Annotated in this window: 15 protein-coding genes; 8 read left to right on the plus strand and 7 right to left on the minus strand. The window is 62.4% G+C overall.

Annotation, left to right across the window (positions count from 1 at the left end; translation table 11 throughout):
* Positions 1-176: 176 nt before the first annotated feature.
* Together V7M64_RS10265 and V7M64_RS10270 are read right to left on the minus strand one after the other, a co-directional pair.
* Entirely contained in the window at positions 177-2,201 is a 2,025-nt protein-coding gene (locus V7M64_RS10265; RefSeq protein WP_333679048.1) for a sodium-translocating pyrophosphatase, read from the minus strand.
* A gap of 223 nt (positions 2,202-2,424) precedes the next feature.
* Positions 2,425-3,693, minus strand: coding sequence for a 6-phosphofructokinase (locus V7M64_RS10270; RefSeq protein WP_333679049.1), 1,269 nt, complete (start codon positions 3,691-3,693; stop codon positions 2,425-2,427).
* 194 nt (positions 3,694-3,887) lie between these two features.
* Here V7M64_RS10270 and V7M64_RS10275 point away from each other — a divergent pair, with 194 nt between their 5' ends.
* Together V7M64_RS10275 and mpl are read left to right on the plus strand one after the other, a co-directional pair.
* Entirely contained in the window at positions 3,888-4,472 is a 585-nt protein-coding gene (locus V7M64_RS10275) for an adenylate kinase (protein ID WP_333679050.1), read from the plus strand.
* A gap of 60 nt (positions 4,473-4,532) precedes the next feature.
* Positions 4,533-5,888 (plus strand): UDP-N-acetylmuramate:L-alanyl-gamma-D-glutamyl-meso-diaminopimelate ligase, encoded by a 1,356-nt coding sequence (gene mpl, locus V7M64_RS10280; protein ID WP_333679051.1) that lies wholly within the window; start codon positions 4,533-4,535, stop codon positions 5,886-5,888.
* A gap of 73 nt (positions 5,889-5,961) precedes the next feature.
* On the opposite strand, the gene V7M64_RS10285 is transcribed toward mpl, so the two are convergent.
* A complete protein-coding gene (locus V7M64_RS10285) occupies positions 5,962-7,377 on the minus strand; it encodes a hypothetical protein (protein ID WP_333679052.1) in 1,416 nt (471 codons plus the stop codon).
* Entirely contained in the window at positions 7,374-8,309 is a 936-nt protein-coding gene (locus V7M64_RS10290) for an ABC transporter ATP-binding protein (RefSeq protein WP_333679053.1), read from the minus strand. The genes V7M64_RS10285 and V7M64_RS10290 overlap by 4 nt, the downstream gene beginning before the upstream one ends.
* Positions 8,310-8,386: 77 nt before the next feature.
* Here V7M64_RS10290 and V7M64_RS10295 point away from each other — a divergent pair, with 77 nt between their 5' ends.
* The 5 genes from V7M64_RS10295 (at position 8,387) to V7M64_RS10315 (ending at position 13,736) form a co-directional block, all read left to right on the plus strand.
* A complete protein-coding gene (locus V7M64_RS10295) occupies positions 8,387-8,989 on the plus strand; it encodes an LON peptidase substrate-binding domain-containing protein (protein WP_333679054.1) in 603 nt (200 codons plus the stop codon).
* A gap of 5 nt (positions 8,990-8,994) precedes the next feature.
* Complete coding sequence (locus V7M64_RS10300) at positions 8,995-9,813, plus strand: NAD(P)-dependent oxidoreductase (protein WP_333679055.1); 819 nt, start codon at positions 8,995-8,997, stop codon at positions 9,811-9,813.
* Between the two features lie 250 nt (positions 9,814-10,063).
* A complete protein-coding gene (locus V7M64_RS10305) occupies positions 10,064-11,407 on the plus strand; it encodes a sigma-54 dependent transcriptional regulator (RefSeq protein WP_333679056.1) in 1,344 nt (447 codons plus the stop codon).
* Positions 11,408-12,072: 665 nt separating this feature from the next.
* Positions 12,073-13,287, plus strand: a complete 1,215-nt coding sequence (locus V7M64_RS10310; protein ID WP_333679057.1) for an acetylornithine transaminase — start codon at positions 12,073-12,075, stop codon at positions 13,285-13,287.
* Positions 13,288-13,316: 29 nt separating this feature from the next.
* Positions 13,317-13,736, plus strand: coding sequence for a VOC family protein (locus V7M64_RS10315; RefSeq protein WP_333679058.1), 420 nt, complete (start codon positions 13,317-13,319; stop codon positions 13,734-13,736).
* Between the two features lie 32 nt (positions 13,737-13,768).
* On the opposite strand, the gene V7M64_RS10320 is transcribed toward V7M64_RS10315, so the two are convergent.
* Positions 13,769-14,629 (minus strand): ion transporter, encoded by an 861-nt coding sequence (locus V7M64_RS10320; RefSeq protein ID WP_333679059.1) that lies wholly within the window; start codon positions 14,627-14,629, stop codon positions 13,769-13,771.
* Positions 14,630-14,634: 5 nt separating this feature from the next.
* Positions 14,635-15,918: a glutamate-1-semialdehyde 2,1-aminomutase gene (gene hemL, locus V7M64_RS10325; RefSeq protein ID WP_333679060.1), complete on the minus strand. Its 1,284-nt coding sequence runs from the start codon at positions 15,916-15,918 to the stop codon at positions 14,635-14,637.
* A gap of 211 nt (positions 15,919-16,129) precedes the next feature.
* Between hemL and V7M64_RS10330 the strand changes: the two genes are divergently transcribed.
* Positions 16,130-16,324: a rubredoxin gene (locus V7M64_RS10330; RefSeq protein WP_333679061.1), complete on the plus strand. Its 195-nt coding sequence runs from the start codon at positions 16,130-16,132 to the stop codon at positions 16,322-16,324.
* 336 nt (positions 16,325-16,660) lie between these two features.
* On the opposite strand, the gene V7M64_RS10335 is transcribed toward V7M64_RS10330, so the two are convergent.
* The coding region (locus V7M64_RS10335; protein WP_333679062.1) for a hypothetical protein at positions 16,661-16,884 on the minus strand (224 nt) is incomplete at its 5' end.

A 16,884-nucleotide genomic window follows, 5' to 3' on the forward strand; every position in this document is an offset into this window, starting at 1 on the left:
AGCGCCAGCCGTGTCGATGTTTTCCAACTCATGCCTTCCCTCCCATGGTGGTGGCGGGCCGCGCCCGCGCGGAACGGCCAGCATGCATGGCGACCTCGATGGAGGGAATAGGCAAGAGGATGGGCACAGGAGGGCAAGGCCTGCAGCGCCTTGTCCTCCTGTGCTGTTTTACGCAGTCAAAGCAATGGAATCAGCAAAAGCGCCACGATGTTGATGATCTTGATCAGCGGGTTCACCGCCGGGCCGGCCGTGTCTTTGTACGGATCGCCCACCGTATCGCCGGTGACCGCGGCCTTGTGCGCATCCGAGCCTTTGCCACCAAAGTTGCCATCCTCGATGTACTTCTTGGCGTTGTCCCAGGCACCGCCGCCAGTGGTCATCGAGATGGCCACGAATAGGCCGGTGACGATGGTGCCGATCAACATGCCGCCAAGCGCGATCGGCCCAAGCGCGAAGCCGACGATGATCGGTACCAGCACCGGCAGCAGGGAGGGGATCAGCATTTCGTTGATCGCCGACTTGGTCAGCAGGTCCACCGCGCGCGAGTAATCCGGCTTGGTGGTGCCTTCCATGATGCCGCTAATCTCGCGGAACTGGCGGCGCACTTCTTCCACCACCGCACCCGCGGCGCGGCCCACGGCTTCCATCGCCATGGCGCCGAACAGGTACGGGATCAGGCCGCCGATCAGCAGGCCGACGATCACGCGGTGGTCGGAGAGGTCGAAGGCGAAGGTGGTGCCCGCATGTTCCAGCGACAGGTGATGCGTGTAGTCGGCGAACAGCACCAGCGCGGCCAGGCCAGCCGAGCCGATCGCATAGCCCTTGGTAACGGCCTTGGTGGTGTTGCCCACCGCATCAAGCGGATCGGTGACGCCACGCACGTCCGGCGGCAACTCCGCCATTTCGGCAATGCCGCCGGCGTTGTCGGTAATCGGACCATAGGCATCGAGTGCCACGACCATGCCGGTCATCGACAGCATCGCGGTGGCGGCCACGGCTATGCCGTACAGACCTGCCAATGCGTACGCGCCCCAGATCGCGGCGCAGACGGCCAGCACCGGCAATGCGGTCGATTTCATCGATACGCCCAGGCCCGCGATGATGTTGGTGGCATGTCCCGTCGTGGACGACTTCGCCACATGGCGTACGGGCCCATATTCGGTGGCGGTGTAGTACTCGGTGATCACCACGATCACGCCGGTCAGCACCAATCCGATCAGCGCACTGCCATACAGGCGCGAGACGCCCAGCGTGGCGTCGGCCATCAAGCTCTTGGTGATCGGCCAGAACGCGATCGCCGCCAGCACGGCGGAAATCATCACGCCCATGTACAGCGCATTCATGATCTTCGTGCCGCGTGCGCGGACGAAGAACGTGCCGATCACCGAGGCGATGATCGACGCACCGCCCAGCAGCAGCGGATACAACACCGCGTTCACACCGGCCTGCTCGCCGACCACGCCGCCGAGCAGCATGCTGGCGATCAGCGTCACGGCGTAAGTCTCGAACAGGTCCGCCGCCATGCCGGCGCAGTCGCCGACGTTGTCGCCCACGTTGTCGGCGATCACCGCGGGATTGCGCGGATCGTCTTCCGGAATGCCGGCTTCCACCTTGCCCACCAGGTCGGCGCCAACATCCGCACCCTTGGTGAAGATGCCGCCACCCAGGCGCGCGAAGATCGAGATCAATGACGAGCCGAAGGCTAGGCCGATCATGGCGTGCAGGGCGCGGCCGTTGTCGTAGCCCATGTGCGTGAGCACTGCGTAATAACCCGCCACGCCAAGCAGGGCCAGGCCAACCACCAGCATGCCCGTGATTGCGCCGCCGCGAAAGGCGACGTTCAACGCGGCAGCCAATCCACCGCGCGCTGCTTCAGCGGTGCGCACATTGGCACGTACCGAGACGTTCATGCCGATGTAGCCGGTCGCGCCGGAAAGTACCGCGCCAATCAGGAAACCAATGGCCGTCCCCCAGTCCAGGGCGAACCCGATGATGACCAGCAGCACCACGCCAACGAGCGCGATCGTGCGGTACTGGCGGTTGAGGTAGGCACGTGCGCCTTCCTGGATAGCCGAGGCAATCTCCTGCATACGTGCGTTGCCTGGCGACTTCGCCAGCACCCATCGCACTGAAAATGCCCCGTACAAGATCGCTACGACCGCGCAAGCTAACGCGATCCACAAGCCATACTGCTGCAGCATCGGTGCCTCCCCATCGTTGGTTGAACCAAGTGATCTGAAGCCGACTGATTGGGGCAGTATAGACAGAGGTTCGCGATTTATTCGTTGTGCGTCGCAGCGGTCATGCGGGTGCGGCAATGTGTGCGCGACACCTCGGAATGACACAGGGATGCGCTGCTTTTCAAATGCAGGAAGCAGGGCATCCCAGGCCTTCTCGATGTATGGGCCGCGTGAAGCGCGGGATTCAGGCAAAGGCGGGCAGCTTCGCCGCCACCAGATGGTTTTTCAGCGACGCATACTTGGGCAGGCCCTCGCGTCCATATGGCGGCGGCGCTTCGCCGCGAATCAGCGGTGACAGATAACGTCGCGCGGCAGCGGTGATGCCGAAGCCATCGCGTGCGATGAATTTGTCCGGCATCTTCTTTTCATGATTGGCGATCCTGCGCAACGGTGCCGGTTCCAGTTTCCAGCGATACGGTTCGTCGGACGTGCGCACGATCACCGGCATCACCGCGTTCATGCCCGCCAACGCGTAATCCACGGCGGCCTTGCCGACCGCATAGGCTTGGTCGGCGTCGGCCTTGGATGCCAGGTGGCGTGCTGAGCGCTGCAGGTAATCCGGCAAGGCCCAGTGATATTTGTAACCAAGCCTCTCCTTCACCAGCGCAGCCAGCACCGGCGCCACGCCGCCAAGTTGCGCATGGCCGAACGCGTCGCGCGTGCCGGCTTCGGCCAGGAACTGGCCTTCGGCATTCTTGATGCCTTCGGAGGCCACCACCGTGCACCAGCCCACGCGTTCCACCGTGGCTTTTACCTTGGCGAGGAAGGCGGCTTCGTCGAACACGCGCTCGGGGAACAGGATGATGTGCGGCGGCGCATCGTTGCCTTCGCCGGCCAGACCTGATGCAGCAGCGATCCAGCCGGCATGGCGGCCCATCACTTCCAGAATGAACACCTTGGTGGACGTATCGGCCATCGAGGCGACGTCCAGGCTTGCCTCCAGCGTGGACACCGCCGTGTATTTCGCCACCGAGCCAAAGCCCGGGCAGCAGTCGGTCACCGCCAGGTCGTTGTCCACCGTCTTGGGCACGCCGATGCAGCGAATGTCGTAATCCATGGCTTGGCCGAGCTGTGAAATCTTCAGCGCCGTATCGGCCGAATCGTTGCCGCCGTTGTAGAGGAACCAGCGGATGTCATGGGCGCGGAAGACGTCGATCAACCGCTCGTACTCGGCGCGATTGGCCTCCAGCGATTTCAGTTTGTAGCGGCAGGAGCCGAACGCACCGCCCGGGGTGTGCCTGAGCGCGGCAATGGCGGATGCCGTCTCTCTGGTGGTATCGATCAGCTGCTCACGCAATGCGCCCAGGATGCCGTTGTGCGCCGCATACACCGGAACGCGGTGAGCGCGTGCCGTCTGGATCACGCCTGCGGCCGTGGCATTGATCACGGCGGTGACGCCGCCGGACTGGGCATACAGCAGACGACCGGTAACGGGACGTGCTTTCGACTTCATGGGCTGCTTTCTCCGAAGGCATATGACAATTCGACGTCAGTCACGGATCACATATTTATCAAGCAGTTGCTGTGAATTGGAGGCGTTTGTCGTTTGACGCCACCCCCCACAGACGCTACCTTGACCGGCATTCATCTGGGAATCTCGGGGAACTGCCGCAGTGTGCGACAGAACGCGGGATCTTGTGGAGATTTATGCGACTCGTCCTTCTTGGCGCGCCCGGCTCGGGCAAGGGTACCCAGGCGGCTCGGCTGAAGGCCGATCTCGGCGTGCCGCACATCTCGACCGGCGACATGTTGCGCGCGGCGGTGAAAGCAGGCACCCCGCTCGGCATGAAGGCCAAGGCTGTCATGGACGCCGGCCAACTGGTCTCCGATGACATCCTGCTCGGCATGCTGGAGGAACGCCTGGCCGAGCCCGACACGCGGCCCGGCTTCATCCTCGATGGCTACCCGCGCAACCTTGCGCAGGCCGATGCACTGGATCACCTGCTGGCCAAGATCGGCCAGCCGCTGGATGCGGTGGTGAAACTGGACGTGCCGAGCGAAGTGATCATCAAGCGCTGCGAAATCCGCTTCGCCGCCGAACACCGCAAGGACGACGATCCGGTGGTCGTGCGCGATCGCCTCAAGGTCTACGCCGAGCAGACCGCGCCGGTGGCCGATTTCTATGCACGCCTCGGCAAGCTGCAGGTGGTGGATGGGGTCGGTGAGCTGGACGACGTCACCGCGCGCGTGAAGCGTGCGCTGGCGAATGAGGCGGTGGCGGCGAACAGCTGATCTGCACTGCTTGCTCCCCTTTCCCTCCGGGAGTGGGGCTTAAGACCACACAGGCTATTCATGCGTCTGCACATCCTCGGCATTTGCGGCACCTTCATGGGCGGCGTCGCCGCCTTGGCACGCGAACTCGGCGAAACGGTGGAAGGCTCCGATGCCAACGTCTACCCGCCGATGAGCACGCAGCTCGAGGCGCTCGGCATCGGGTTGATGCAAGGCTACAGGGCCGAACATCTGCAGCCGGCGCCCGACTTGGTCATCGTCGGCAATGCGATGACGCGCGGCAATCCCGCCGTGGAATACATGCTCAACGAGCAGTTGCGCTACGTATCCGGCCCGCAATGGCTGGGCGAGCGTTTGCTGGTCCAGCGCGAAGTGCTGGCCGTGGCAGGCACGCACGGCAAGACCACCACCACCAGCCTGCTGGCGCATTTGCTCGACAGCGCAGGCTTGGCGCCCGGCTTCCTGATCGGCGGCGTGCCCGGCAACTTCGGCATTTCCGCGCGGCTGGGGCAGGGCAGGCATTTCGTGATCGAGGCTGACGAATACGACAGCGCGTTTTTCGACAAGCGCTCGAAATTCGTGCATTACCGGCCGCGCATTGCGATCCTCAATAACCTCGAATACGACCATGCCGACATTTTTCCGGACGTCGCCTCGATCCAGCGCCAATTCCACCACCTGGTGCGCACGGTGCCGGGCAACGGCAAGCTGATCGTCAATGCGCACGATGCGTATCTTGCGAATGTGCTGGCGATGGGTTGCTGGACGCCGGTGGAAACCTTCGGCATCGGCAAGGGCGACTGGCAGGCACGCCTGATCGAAGCGGATGGTTCGCACTTCGCCGTGCAATACAAAGGCGAAGCCATCGGCGAAGTGACCTGGCCGCTGCTTGGTGATCACAGCGTGATGAATGCGCTCGCCGCGCTCGCCGCTGCAACAGCGGCAGGCGCTGACCCGCGCGCGTTGCTGCCGGCGTTTGGCGCTTTCCAGAGCGTGAAGCGACGCATGGAAGTGGTTGGCGAAGTCGATGGCGTGCGTGTCTACGACGATTTCGCGCATCACCCTACCGCCATCGCCACCACCCTGGCCGGTTTGCGCGCAAAAGTGGGCAAGGCGCGCATCCTGGTGGCGCTGGAACCGCGCTCCAATTCCATGCGCTTGGGCGCGCATGCCGAAGCCCTGGCGCCTTCACTGGCCGATGCCGATGTGGTGGTGTTTCTGCATCGCCCCGAATTGCCGTGGGATGCGCGACGGGTGACCGACGCGTTGCACGGACGTGCCAGCACGGCACCCAGCGTTGACGACTTGCTCGCTGCGCTGAAAGCACAAACGCACAACGGCGACCACGTGGTGTTCATGTCCAACGGCGGCTTCGAGAACGCACCGCGTCGCTTCGTCGAAGCGCTCGCTCCGTAGGTTGGGTTAGCGCAGCGTAACCCAACCTATCACCACCGCATTGTTGGGTCGCGCTGCGCTAACCCAACCTATGTCAACCGATCGAGGCATCAAAGCGTGGCGCACGCGACACATATTCGCGCTGCGCGGCAAACCACACGCCTGCGCCAAAACCCAATGCGACCAGTGCGAGCAAGCCACCGCCGATGGCATAGCCGATCGCACCCACCAGCCAATAACCGCCCCAGTACACCGCCATCGCGCCGAACATCACCACCAGATTGACCATGGTGCGACCCGCCGTGCCTTCCGGACCGATCAGATGCAACGCCAGCGCCGCAAGGCTTGTGGCCAGCGAAACGATCGTTGCCACGAACAGCATGTGCCAGGGATCCGGCGCGTGCACCAGCACGGCGCCGAGCGCGGTGTAGACGAGCGCGGTGAGCAGGCTGATCGGCACCAGGACGAGCAGCGCATCCGACATGGTCTGTTGATACTCGGCGCGCGTCCGTGGTGCCAAAGTCAGGTAGAGATCGGCCATGTTCGGCCGCATGCGCACCATGCCGACATTCAATTGCGGAAAACGCGAGGCGCTCAACATGATTGCATAGGCGCCGACGACCACCGGATTGAAATGCTGGCGATGCATGACCGCCACGAAATAAAAGCAGACGATTACCGCGACCAAGGCGATTCGCAACGCAATGGCTTCGGGGTTGTCATTCGGCAGCAATAGCCGCCGCACCAAGACCATGCGTCGCTGAAAGCTTGGCTGGCGCTGATATGCCATCAGCGCGCGCTGCAGGGCGCGTTCGGCCAGCCATTCGTACATGGTGGTAACGCGCTTGCCGAACAGGCCAAGGCGTCGTGGTTCACCGGGCGCAAAGCGCGTTTGCGTGCGGCCAAGGCTGGTGCTTTCCAAGGGCGACGCTTCGGTTTCGCGATCCTCGATGCGCAGCAGCGGTCCCAGGCTGAAACGCAGCAACAAGGCGGCAATGGCCAGCAGCAGCCACGGGGTCAACGGTGAGTGCAAGGAAGCCTTGAACAAGGTATTCGCAAAAGAGGGCGCCCAGCCCAGCACGATAAAAAACGGCCAGATATAGGCGCCGGTGCGCGGATTGCTGCCCATCAGCAAACCCGCTGCGGCGATGATCAGCAAACCGCAGGCGGCGAGCAGGAGATGCGGGGTGCCGCCGATGACAGCCACGACCACGGGCAGCGCCACCCACATCGCCACATCGATGGCGCCATATTCCAACAGCTTGCGGCGGAAACTCGGCAACAGGAAACTTTCCGGCACGCATACGCTGCGCAGCTGATAGCCCTGGCCGGTATGCCACATCCACGTTGCGACGCCGAACAGCGTGGCCGCAATCACGACCAGACCCTCATCGCCAAGCAGCCACCGCACCGCGAAATACGCGGCGGCCAGGCGCAGCAGGTTCGCCAGCACCACCAGCACCGGCGTGCGGCGGAACAGTTGCAGCCACAGCTGCCAGGCGACGCTCATGCCAACTCCACGAACAGATCTTCCAGCGTTGGCGTCTCCACCTGCACGGTGGCGCTTTCGCGCGCGGCGAGCGCATGCAGGCTATCCATCATGGGATCTTCCACCAGCAGTACGGCCTGCTCGCCCTGCACGTGCGACTTCAGGCTTCCCGCTACCACGGGCGCCTGTGTCCAGCCTTGGGTGCGTGCAAACACCACGCGCTTCAACCGCTCGCGCAATTCGGCCAGCGGCCGCATGAATTGAATGCGGCCGTCACGCAGCAGCGCGATGTCCGCATCGGCGCGTTCGAGATCGGCGGTGATGTGAGTAGAAAAGATCACCGTCTTGCCTGGCGCGCGCATCAGCGTCAGCAATTCGGCCATGAACGCGCGGCGTGCCTGCGGATCGAGGCTGGCCACCGGTTCGTCCAGCACCAGCAGATCCGGATCGGGCGCGATCGCGCGCACGATGGCCAGCTTTTGCCGCTGGCCTTGCGAGAGCTCCCCGATCTTCTGCTTGACGTCCAGTTCCCAATTCGTAAGGAGGCGTTCCACCAGCGTGTGGTTCCAACGGGCGTAGAACGCTGCAGTGAAATCGAGATAGGCGCGTACCTTCATCCATGGAAACAGGTCGAAGGTCTGCGGCACGAAGCCGATACGATGCATGCGCTCGCCGCCCGGTTCCAACATCGGCTCGCCAAACAAGCTGATGTTGCCGCCATCGATGGGTGACAGGCCCAACAGGCAGCGCAGCAAGGTGGTCTTGCCTGCGCCGTTGCGCCCGAGCAGGCCGATCACGCGGCCATAGGGCACGCTCCAATCCAATGACTTGAGTACGTCGCGCTTCTTGAAAGATTTGTCCAGGCCGCGAACTTCCAGCACGGGCGAAGCGGATGCCTGCTGCGCGAGAGGTGGAGCGTGAGACATAACGGTAGCCAGTGGTGTGACGGACATCCGATGAGCTTCCTGCGAGGGGTCCAGTGCACTCTGCCGTGTGCGCTATGACACGTCCAGTGGCTAATATGCGGCGCATGGCTGCCCAACTCCCTTCGCTGGAAGTTCCTTTGTTTCCGCTCGGTACCGTGCTGTATCCGGGTGGTCAGCTGCAATTGCGCATCTTCGAGCAGCGCTATCTGGACATGGTGCGGGAGTGCGCGCGCAGCGGCTCGGCCTTCGGCGTCTGTCTGATTCTGGACGGCGCCGAGGTTGGCGCGCCGGCCCGGCCGGCGGCGGTCGGCACGCTGGCGCGCATCGTGGATTTCAGCCACCGCGACGATGGTTTGCTGGGCATCGCGGCGGAAGGTGGCAGCCGCTTTCGCGTCCTGCGCACACGTGCACGCTCGGATGGTTTGTTGCGCGGCGACGTGCAACTGTGGCCGGATGAAGCGCCGCAAGAGGTGCCGGTGGAATTGGCCTTGTTGCAGACCATCCTGGAACGCTTGATTGAAACGATGGGCCCGCATTGGCGCCACGCACCGCGCACCTCGTATGACGATGCCGGCTGGGTCGGCTTCCGGCTGGCGGAATTGTTGCCGTTGGCGCGCGAAGAACAGCAACAGCTGTTGGAGATGACCGATCCATTGCAGCGCTTGACGAGCTTGCGCGATATCCTGCCGCGCTTTCAGAAGGCGTAGACACTATGCGAAACCTGGCTGGAAAAACCTTGTTCATCACCGGTGCGTCGCGCGGCATTGGCCTCGCCATCGCGCTGCGCGCCGCGCGCGACGGTGCCAATATCGTGATTGCCGCCAAGAGCGGCGTGCCCAATCCCAAGCTCCCCGGCACCATCCATACCGCGGCAGCCGAGGTGGAAGCGGCTGGCGGCAAGGCGCTGGCGTTGAAAGTGGATATTCGCGAAGAAGGCAACGTGCACGCCGCGGTGGCGCAAGCGGTGGAGCGCTTCGGCGGCATCGACATGGTAGTCAACAATGCCAGCGCCATCTGGCTTGCCGGCATCGAAGGCACGCCGATGAAGCGTTTTGATCTTATGCATCAGGTGAACACGCGCGGCACCTTCATGGTGACGCAGGCCTGCCTGCCGTATTTGAAGAAGGCAAGCAATCCGCACGTGCTGATGCTGGCGCCGCCGCCGAATCTCGATCCGAAATGGTTTGCGCCGCATACGGCCTATACCATCGCCAAGTACGGCATGAGCCTGTGCGTGCTCGGCATGAGCAGGGAATTTGCACCTTTGGGTATCGCCGTCAATGCGCTATGGCCGAAGACAGTTATTGCCACGGCAGCCATTGCCATGATCGATGGCGTCAAGCCCGAACAATGCCGCCGTCCCGAGATTGTCGCGGATGCTGCCCACGCGCTGCTGACTCAGCCAGCGCGTGAATGCACGGGACGCTTTGCGATCGATGAGGAGGTACTGCGCGAAGCCGGCATGCGCGACTTCGACCGGTACGCTTATCAACCCGGCACCCCGTTACTGCCCGATCTCTTCCTGAACTGATGCGTTCAAGAACCCGGCGGTCATCCGCTTGCCGCCACCGTTGCGTGGGATAGGTGGCCTGCTGCAGCCGGTGTTACTGGTATGCGCAAGGGATTTAGTTTGCTTAAAGAGTGATCACTTACAAATTTCCGGTGTATATTCCGTGAACGGTGTCGCGTTTTCGACACATGCTGGCCACGGGCGCGGGGGCGATGACCTGTTGCGGGACGTAGCGGGTGCTGTGGGCCAGCCACCTGAGGGAGGCGTTGCGATGATCAGCGATACGTCGATCCGCTGTTTAGTGTGGTTCGGGGAGCCGACGAGTACAGAAAGAGCGCGTTTGGCGCAGGCCGGCTGGCATACGCGGGTTGCAAATGCGAACGCGGCGGGAGGTGGCGTCGGCATTCGGCGGGGCGACATCGTCGTGGCGATGGCGGACATGCGCATGGCCGATGTCGAGGCTATGCACAGCATGGCCAGGTTGATGGCCGATCATCCGCGTATTCCATGGCTGGCGTTGCTGTCCGCCGAAACGTTGGCGCAGGCGCCGGAAGTGGAGCGGGTGCTTCGCGCCAGCATCGATTTCTTCACCGCGCCGATCGATATACAGCGTTTGATTGAAACGCTCGGCAAGCTGGCCGGCGATGCGCCGCCACCAGTGATTGCGCATGCCGACGTGCCCGGTATTACCGGCACCAGTCCGGCGATGATGTCGGTAGTGGCGAGCGTGCGTAAATACGCGCCGGTAGACCTGCCGGTGTTGATCACCGGCGAAACCGGTACGGGCAAGGAAGTGGCAGCGCGCGCCTTGCATAAGCTCTCGTCGCGCCGCGGGCATCCTTTTGCGGCCATCAACTGCGGCGCATTGCCGGCCAATCTCGTGCAGTCGGAGTTGTTCGGGCATGAGCGCGGCTCGTTCACGGGTGCCAATGCACGACGTATCGGACATTTCGAGGCCGCGGCGGGCGGTACGGTATTTCTGGATGAAGTCGGCGACCTGCCCCCGGATGCACAGATGAGCCTGTTGCGCCTGCTGCAGGAAGGCACGCTGGAGCGTGTGGGTTCCACGCAATCGATCAAGCTGGACGTGCGCGTGCTTGCCGCCACGCACGTGGACCTTGAAAAGGCGGTGGCGCAAGGCCGCTTCCGCGAAGACTTGTATTACCGCCTCAACGTGTTGCGTCTGCGTATGCCCGCGCTGCGCGAGCGTGCCGACGATGTGTTGCAACTGGCGCAGATATTCCTGGATAGCTTCCGCAGGCAACACGATTGCCACGCACGTACCTTCAGTGCCGTCGCGCGCAAGGCGCTGCGTGACTTCGCCTGGCCGGGCAATGTGCGCGAATTGCTCAATCGCGTGCAGCGCGCGGCGGTGGTGGCGGAGGGTGCGCAGATCAGCGTGGCCGATCTGGATCTGGAAGACGTAGTGGCGCCGCGCGCAGGGCACTCCAGCCTGGGCTTGACGCGCACGTCGGCCGAGCGCGATGCGGTGATGGCATGCCTGCGCGAGACGCGCTTCAACATCAGCGAATGCGCGCGGCGTTTGAAGGTGTCGCGCGTGACGATCTATCGCTTATGCAAGAAGCATCAGCTGGTACTGGAAGATCTGCACTGAGCCATTAAAAAAGATCCTCTGGGCAGTGAGAGGGACATGGCTTGCAGCCATTCGAAACACGTACGCCACGGATGGCATCCGATGCATCCGACCTGCGAAGGGAAGACCCCCGGCCCGCAGGGGACGAGCCGGGGGCTTCCACATGGTGCCCAGCGGCATGTCGCCGGGTTACCGCCCTCATTGCCGTCTTGCGACGGCGCATTCTTTTCTCGCCATCAGTGGTTCGAAACCTCCATGGCGAGGTTATCTACGCGTCTGCCCGGCCACTCCTGGTACAGGGCTGACGCAGCGGCGTAGTGCCTGGCATGTACCCATTGGATGAGCCTCCCCTCTGCAGGTTTAGAGGGCAATTCCTGTGCCACCGGTAAAAATCCTGAAAAATGAAGGGCGGGCGTATCTTTCCACCGCATGGCGCAGCGGCCGCGCTGTGCACCGTTGTTACAGTGGATTGGGAGGCAGTGTGCCGACGGAGGGCGCCACGAAGCGATTTTCAGCGGCTGTAACTGTTTTGATACAGATCGCGTCGTGCTGGACAACGCCGGCGTATGTTGGCGCGGAAAGCTTGCTGCTAGGATGCTTCTTCCCTTTTTTTAACGTTCCTATCCTCTTGGCGTGGCTGCGGTCGGGCCAAGAGTCATGCATGTATTCATTCACAGGAGCCTGCGGTGTCGTCCCTCGTCGATCTTGCCAAGCGCTATTGGTTACCCGTCTACAAGCCGCGCGAGCTGGTGCTCGACCGAGGCAAGGGCGCCCGCGTGTGGGATACCGAGCAACGCGACTACATCGACTTCGGTGCGGGTATCGCGGTCAATGCATTGGGACATCAGGATCCTGATCTGCTGGCGGCCTTGACGACGCAAGCACAGAAGCTTTGGCACAGCAGCAACGTGTTCTACACCGAGCCGCCGCTGCATCTGGCGCAGGAGCTGGTGGAAGCGTCTGGTTTTGCCGAGCGCGTGTTTCTGTGCAATTCCGGCGCCGAAGCGAATGAAGCGGCGATCAAGCTGGTGCGCAAATGGGCGGCGGCGCAGGGGCGCGCACCGGAGCAGCGGGTGATCATTACTTTCCGCGGCTCGTTTCACGGCCGTACCTTGGCTACGGTCACGGCCACGGCGCAACCGAAATACCAGGAAGGCTATGAGCCGCTGCCGGGCGGTTTCCGTTATCTGGACTTCAACGATGTTGCCGCGCTCGAAGCGACCTTTGCGGAGGGCGATATCGCCGCTGTGATGCTGGAGCCGGTGCAGGGCGAAGGCGGCGTATTGCCGGCAGCGCCCGGTTTTATCAAGCGCGTGCGCGAACTGTGCGATGCGCATGGTGCGTTGCTGGTGCTCGATGAGATTCAATGCGGCATGGGTCGCACCGGCACATTGTTCGCACACGTGCAGGATGGCGTGATGCCGGATATCGTGACGCTCGCGAAGGCCTTGGGCTGCGGCTTCCCGATCGGTGCGATGCTTGCAGGTCCGAAGGTGGCGCAGGTGATGCAGTTCGGTGCGCACGGCACTACCTTTGGCGGTAACCCCATGGCTGCCGCGGTTGCGCGCGCTGCGTTGCGCAAGCTGTCGTCGCCGGAACTGCTGGCAAACGTGCAGCGCCAATCCGCCACGTTGCAGGAGGCGCTGAAGTCGATCGATGCCGAGTTGAGCGTGTTTTCCGAAGTGCGTGGACGCGGCCTGATGCTGGGCGCCGTGATGGCAGAACCTTATCGCGGCAAAGCGGGCGAGGTGCTCGACGTGGCCGCGGCGCACGGCCTGCTGGTGTTGCAGGCGGGTCCGGACGTCTTGCGTTTCGTGCCGCCGCTGAACATCAGCAACGAGGAGTTGTCCGAGGGGCTGTCACGCCTGCACGCCGCTTTACATGCTTTCGTGGCGAAATAGTTTGGGATAACAGCTCAGGAAGAATCACCATGAAATACCTGCACAGCATGGTTCGCGTGCATGATCTGGATGCGTCGCTCCGTTTCTACTGCGAAGGGCTTGGCTTGAAAGAAGTGCGTCGCATGGAGGTGCCGCAAGGCAAGTTCACGCTGGTCTACCTCGCTGCACCGGAAAGCCCCGGGGCGGAAGTTGAGCTGACCTATAACTGGGGCTCGGAAGAAGATTACGGCTCGGCGCGCAATTTCGGCCATCTCGCGTTTCAGGTTCGCGATATCTATGCGACTTGCGAACATCTGCAATCGATGGGTTACACCATCAGTCGTCCGCCGCGCGATGGGCATATGGCGTTCGTGCGTTCGCCCGACCTCATATCGATCGAGCTGCTGCAGGATGGGCATCTGCCGCCGCAGGAGCCGTGGGCATCCATGCCCAATGTCGGAAGCTGGTGAAGCAAGCAGTGGAGTTGACTACTCCCTGCGTTTCAATCCTCACTCTCGAACAACGACGTGCCGCATAGGCGGCAATGCGATGCATCGCTTTCATGATCGACTTGGCCGCAATGCGGGCAGGGCAGATGCTTGCGTCGCGAACGCATGCTGGCTGCCAGTTCCGCCGTAAAAATGCCGGTGGGCACGGCGATGATGCTGTAGCCAATCAGGATGATCAGCGACGTCAGCAATTTGCCCAAAGCGGTTTTCGGCGTGATGTCGCCGAAGCCGACCGTGGTCATGGTGACGATTGCCCAATACATGGAGGTGGGGATGGAGGTGAAGCCGTCTTCCGGGCCTTCGATCAAGTACATCAGTGCGCCAAAGATCAGCACCAAGGTAAGAATGGCGCTGAAGAACACCAGTACTTTGCGCCGTGCGCGCAACAGCGTGTACCAGAGCAAATCCGCCTCGCCTACATAGCGCGTGAGCTTGAGGATGCGGAAGATGCGCAGGATGCGGAGCGCGCGTACTACCAGCAGATACTGGCTGCCCGCCGCGATCAAGCTTATCCAGGTAGGTAGTACGGCCAGGAAATCGACCACGCCGAAGAAGCTTCGCATGTAGCGCCACGGGCGATCGACCACCACGATGCGCATCACGTATTCGAGCGTGAAGAGCAGGGTGAACGTCCATTCCAATGCGTAAAAGATCGCGCCGTATCGCGCATGCGCTTCCGCGACGGTATCGAGCATCGCCACCACGATGCTGCCCAGGATGGCAATGATCAGCAGAACGTCGAAGCGGCGGCCGGGCGCATCGTCGTGTCCAAAAATGATGTGGAACCAGCGTGCCCGCCAGCCACCTGGCCGGGCGGGATGGAGTCGATCGGGAAAAGGCGTGCGTCCCTGCATGGCGATCAGCCCGCGCGTGCCAGCCGCATCGCGATGCGCGCTGCATTCAGAGTGGCAGCAATGTCCTCATCGCTATGGGCGGAAGAGAGGAAGCCGGCTTCGAATGCGCTCGGCGCAAGGAATACGCCATGTTCGAGCATGCCTTGAAAGAAGCGGTTGAACATCGCAGTATCGGCCGCCGTGGCCTGCGCGTAACTGCTCACCGTTTCGTGCGTGAAGAACAGTCCGAACATGCCGCCCACCCGATTGGTGCTGAATGGAACGCCCTCGCCATCGGCTACTGCCTGCAAGCCATCGGTCAACATGTGCGTGCGTGCAGCGAGCGTGTCGTAGAATCCGGGTGCTTGCACTAGCTCAAGCATGGCCAGGCCAGCAGCCATTGCAACCGGGTTCCCGCTCAGGGTGCCAGCTTGGTAGATCGGGCCGGCCGGTGCAATCTGTTCCATCAGCTCGCGGCGTCCACCGTAGGCGCCCACCGGCATGCCGCCACCGATGATCTTGCCGAAGGTGGATAGGTCGGGTTTGATCCCATACAGCGCCTGCGCGCCACCGAGCGCTACGCGGAAACCGGTCATCACCTCATCGAAGATCAGCAGCGCGCCGTGGCGCGTGCAAAGCTCGCGCAGCCCTTGCAAGTAGCCTTCCCGCGGGGGAATGCAGTTCATATTGCCGGCAACCGGTTCGATGATCAGGCCGGCGATATCGTTACCACGCTCCGCAAACAATGCTTGGGCCGCTTGCAGATCGTTATAGGGCAAGGTCAGGGTGAGATCGGCGTTTGCCGTCGGTACGCCGGGTGACGTCGGCACGCCGAACGTCAGCGCGCCGGAGCCGGCTTTTACTAAGAAGCTGTCGCCATGCCCGTGATAGCAGCCTTCGAACTTCACGATCTTGTTGCGTCCGGTAGCGCCGCGCGCCAGACGGATGGCCGACATGGTCGCCTCCGTGCCGGAATTGACCATGCGTACCATCTCTACGGAAGGCACCAGTCGCGTGATGGTCTCCGCCATCGCCACTTCGGCCGGGCAGGGCGTGCCGAATGACAGTCCGTCCCGTACCGCACGCTCAACCGCTTCGCGCACCTGAGGATGGTTGTGCCCCACGACCATCGGGCCCCAAGAGCCGACATAGTCGATATAACGCTTGCCTTCAACATCCCACAGATAGGCACCCTCAGCACGTGCGGTGAAAAAAGGCTCGCCACCGACGGATTTGAAAGCGCGGACTGGAGAATTCACGCCGCCAGGCAGCAGTTTGAGGGCGCGCTGGAAAAGTTCATGGTTGGTCATTGGCAGCAACTCGATGGAGAGAGGCAATCTGTGACGCTTGGACTGCGTCGGGGGAGGCCGTCATTTTCCAGGCGATCCTCGTTGGCCGCCAGTCGTATGCGCAAAGGCGTGGCTGTGTTCAGGCGCGCCGGATAAAAGACCCGCACGGCCGCTTTCGCATCGCTGGAGGAGTTGCGAGAATGTGCCATTAACTCTGATCTCGCGAGTCCCTATGAATCAAATGTCCACCGAAACCACCTTGCGCAAATGGATGTGCGTGGTCTGCGGCTTCATTTATGACGAGGCCGAAGGGCTGCCGGAAGAGGGCATCGAGCCCGGCACGCGCTGGGAAGATGTGCCCGATACCTGGACCTGCCCCGATTGCGGTGCGACCAAAAGCGACTTCGAGATGGTCGTGATCGACTGATTCCGCCGCGCGCTGCCTGCAAATCGCCCGATTTCGCCAGCGCCCTGGCTTTTCTCTCTGCTGCAATGGGTTCCACGCAGAACCCACCCCGAGGCACGGACATGCAGCAATTCATTCCTTTCGAAGATGATTGGGACGCGTTGGAAAAGATGCGGCCCGAGTCGTTGATCCCCTATCGCGTCGGCTACGTGCCTGTGCACGAAGCCGGCCAGGCGAGGCGGAAAGATGCCTCCGGCAACGCACCTTCGTGTCTGCCGGATGCCATGAAGTAATTCCGCTCTGGGTGGGCTCTTCCTTGCACCGGAGCTCGTGCCAGCCGGGCAGGCTAAGTGGTGGCTAGCCACGAGCGTCCGGTTTGCGTTTCGCTCTCTGCGCGAAATTTTTGCGCAGATTGTGCTTTCGCCCCTTCACAGGACTGTAAACCGGCGCTATGATTTCACCCCCTTCGACGAGACAGTCCTTCGCGAAGGTTCCCCTAAAAACCTCCGGCAACAATTTCGATTTTGGGTGTTGACGGAAGGATGAAGGGATGTAGAATGGGCGGCTCACCCGGGACGAAA

The sequence above is a fragment of the Dyella sp. genome (genome assembly GCF_036746095.1).
Classification (GTDB): Bacteria; Pseudomonadota; Gammaproteobacteria; order Xanthomonadales; family Rhodanobacteraceae; genus Dyella_B.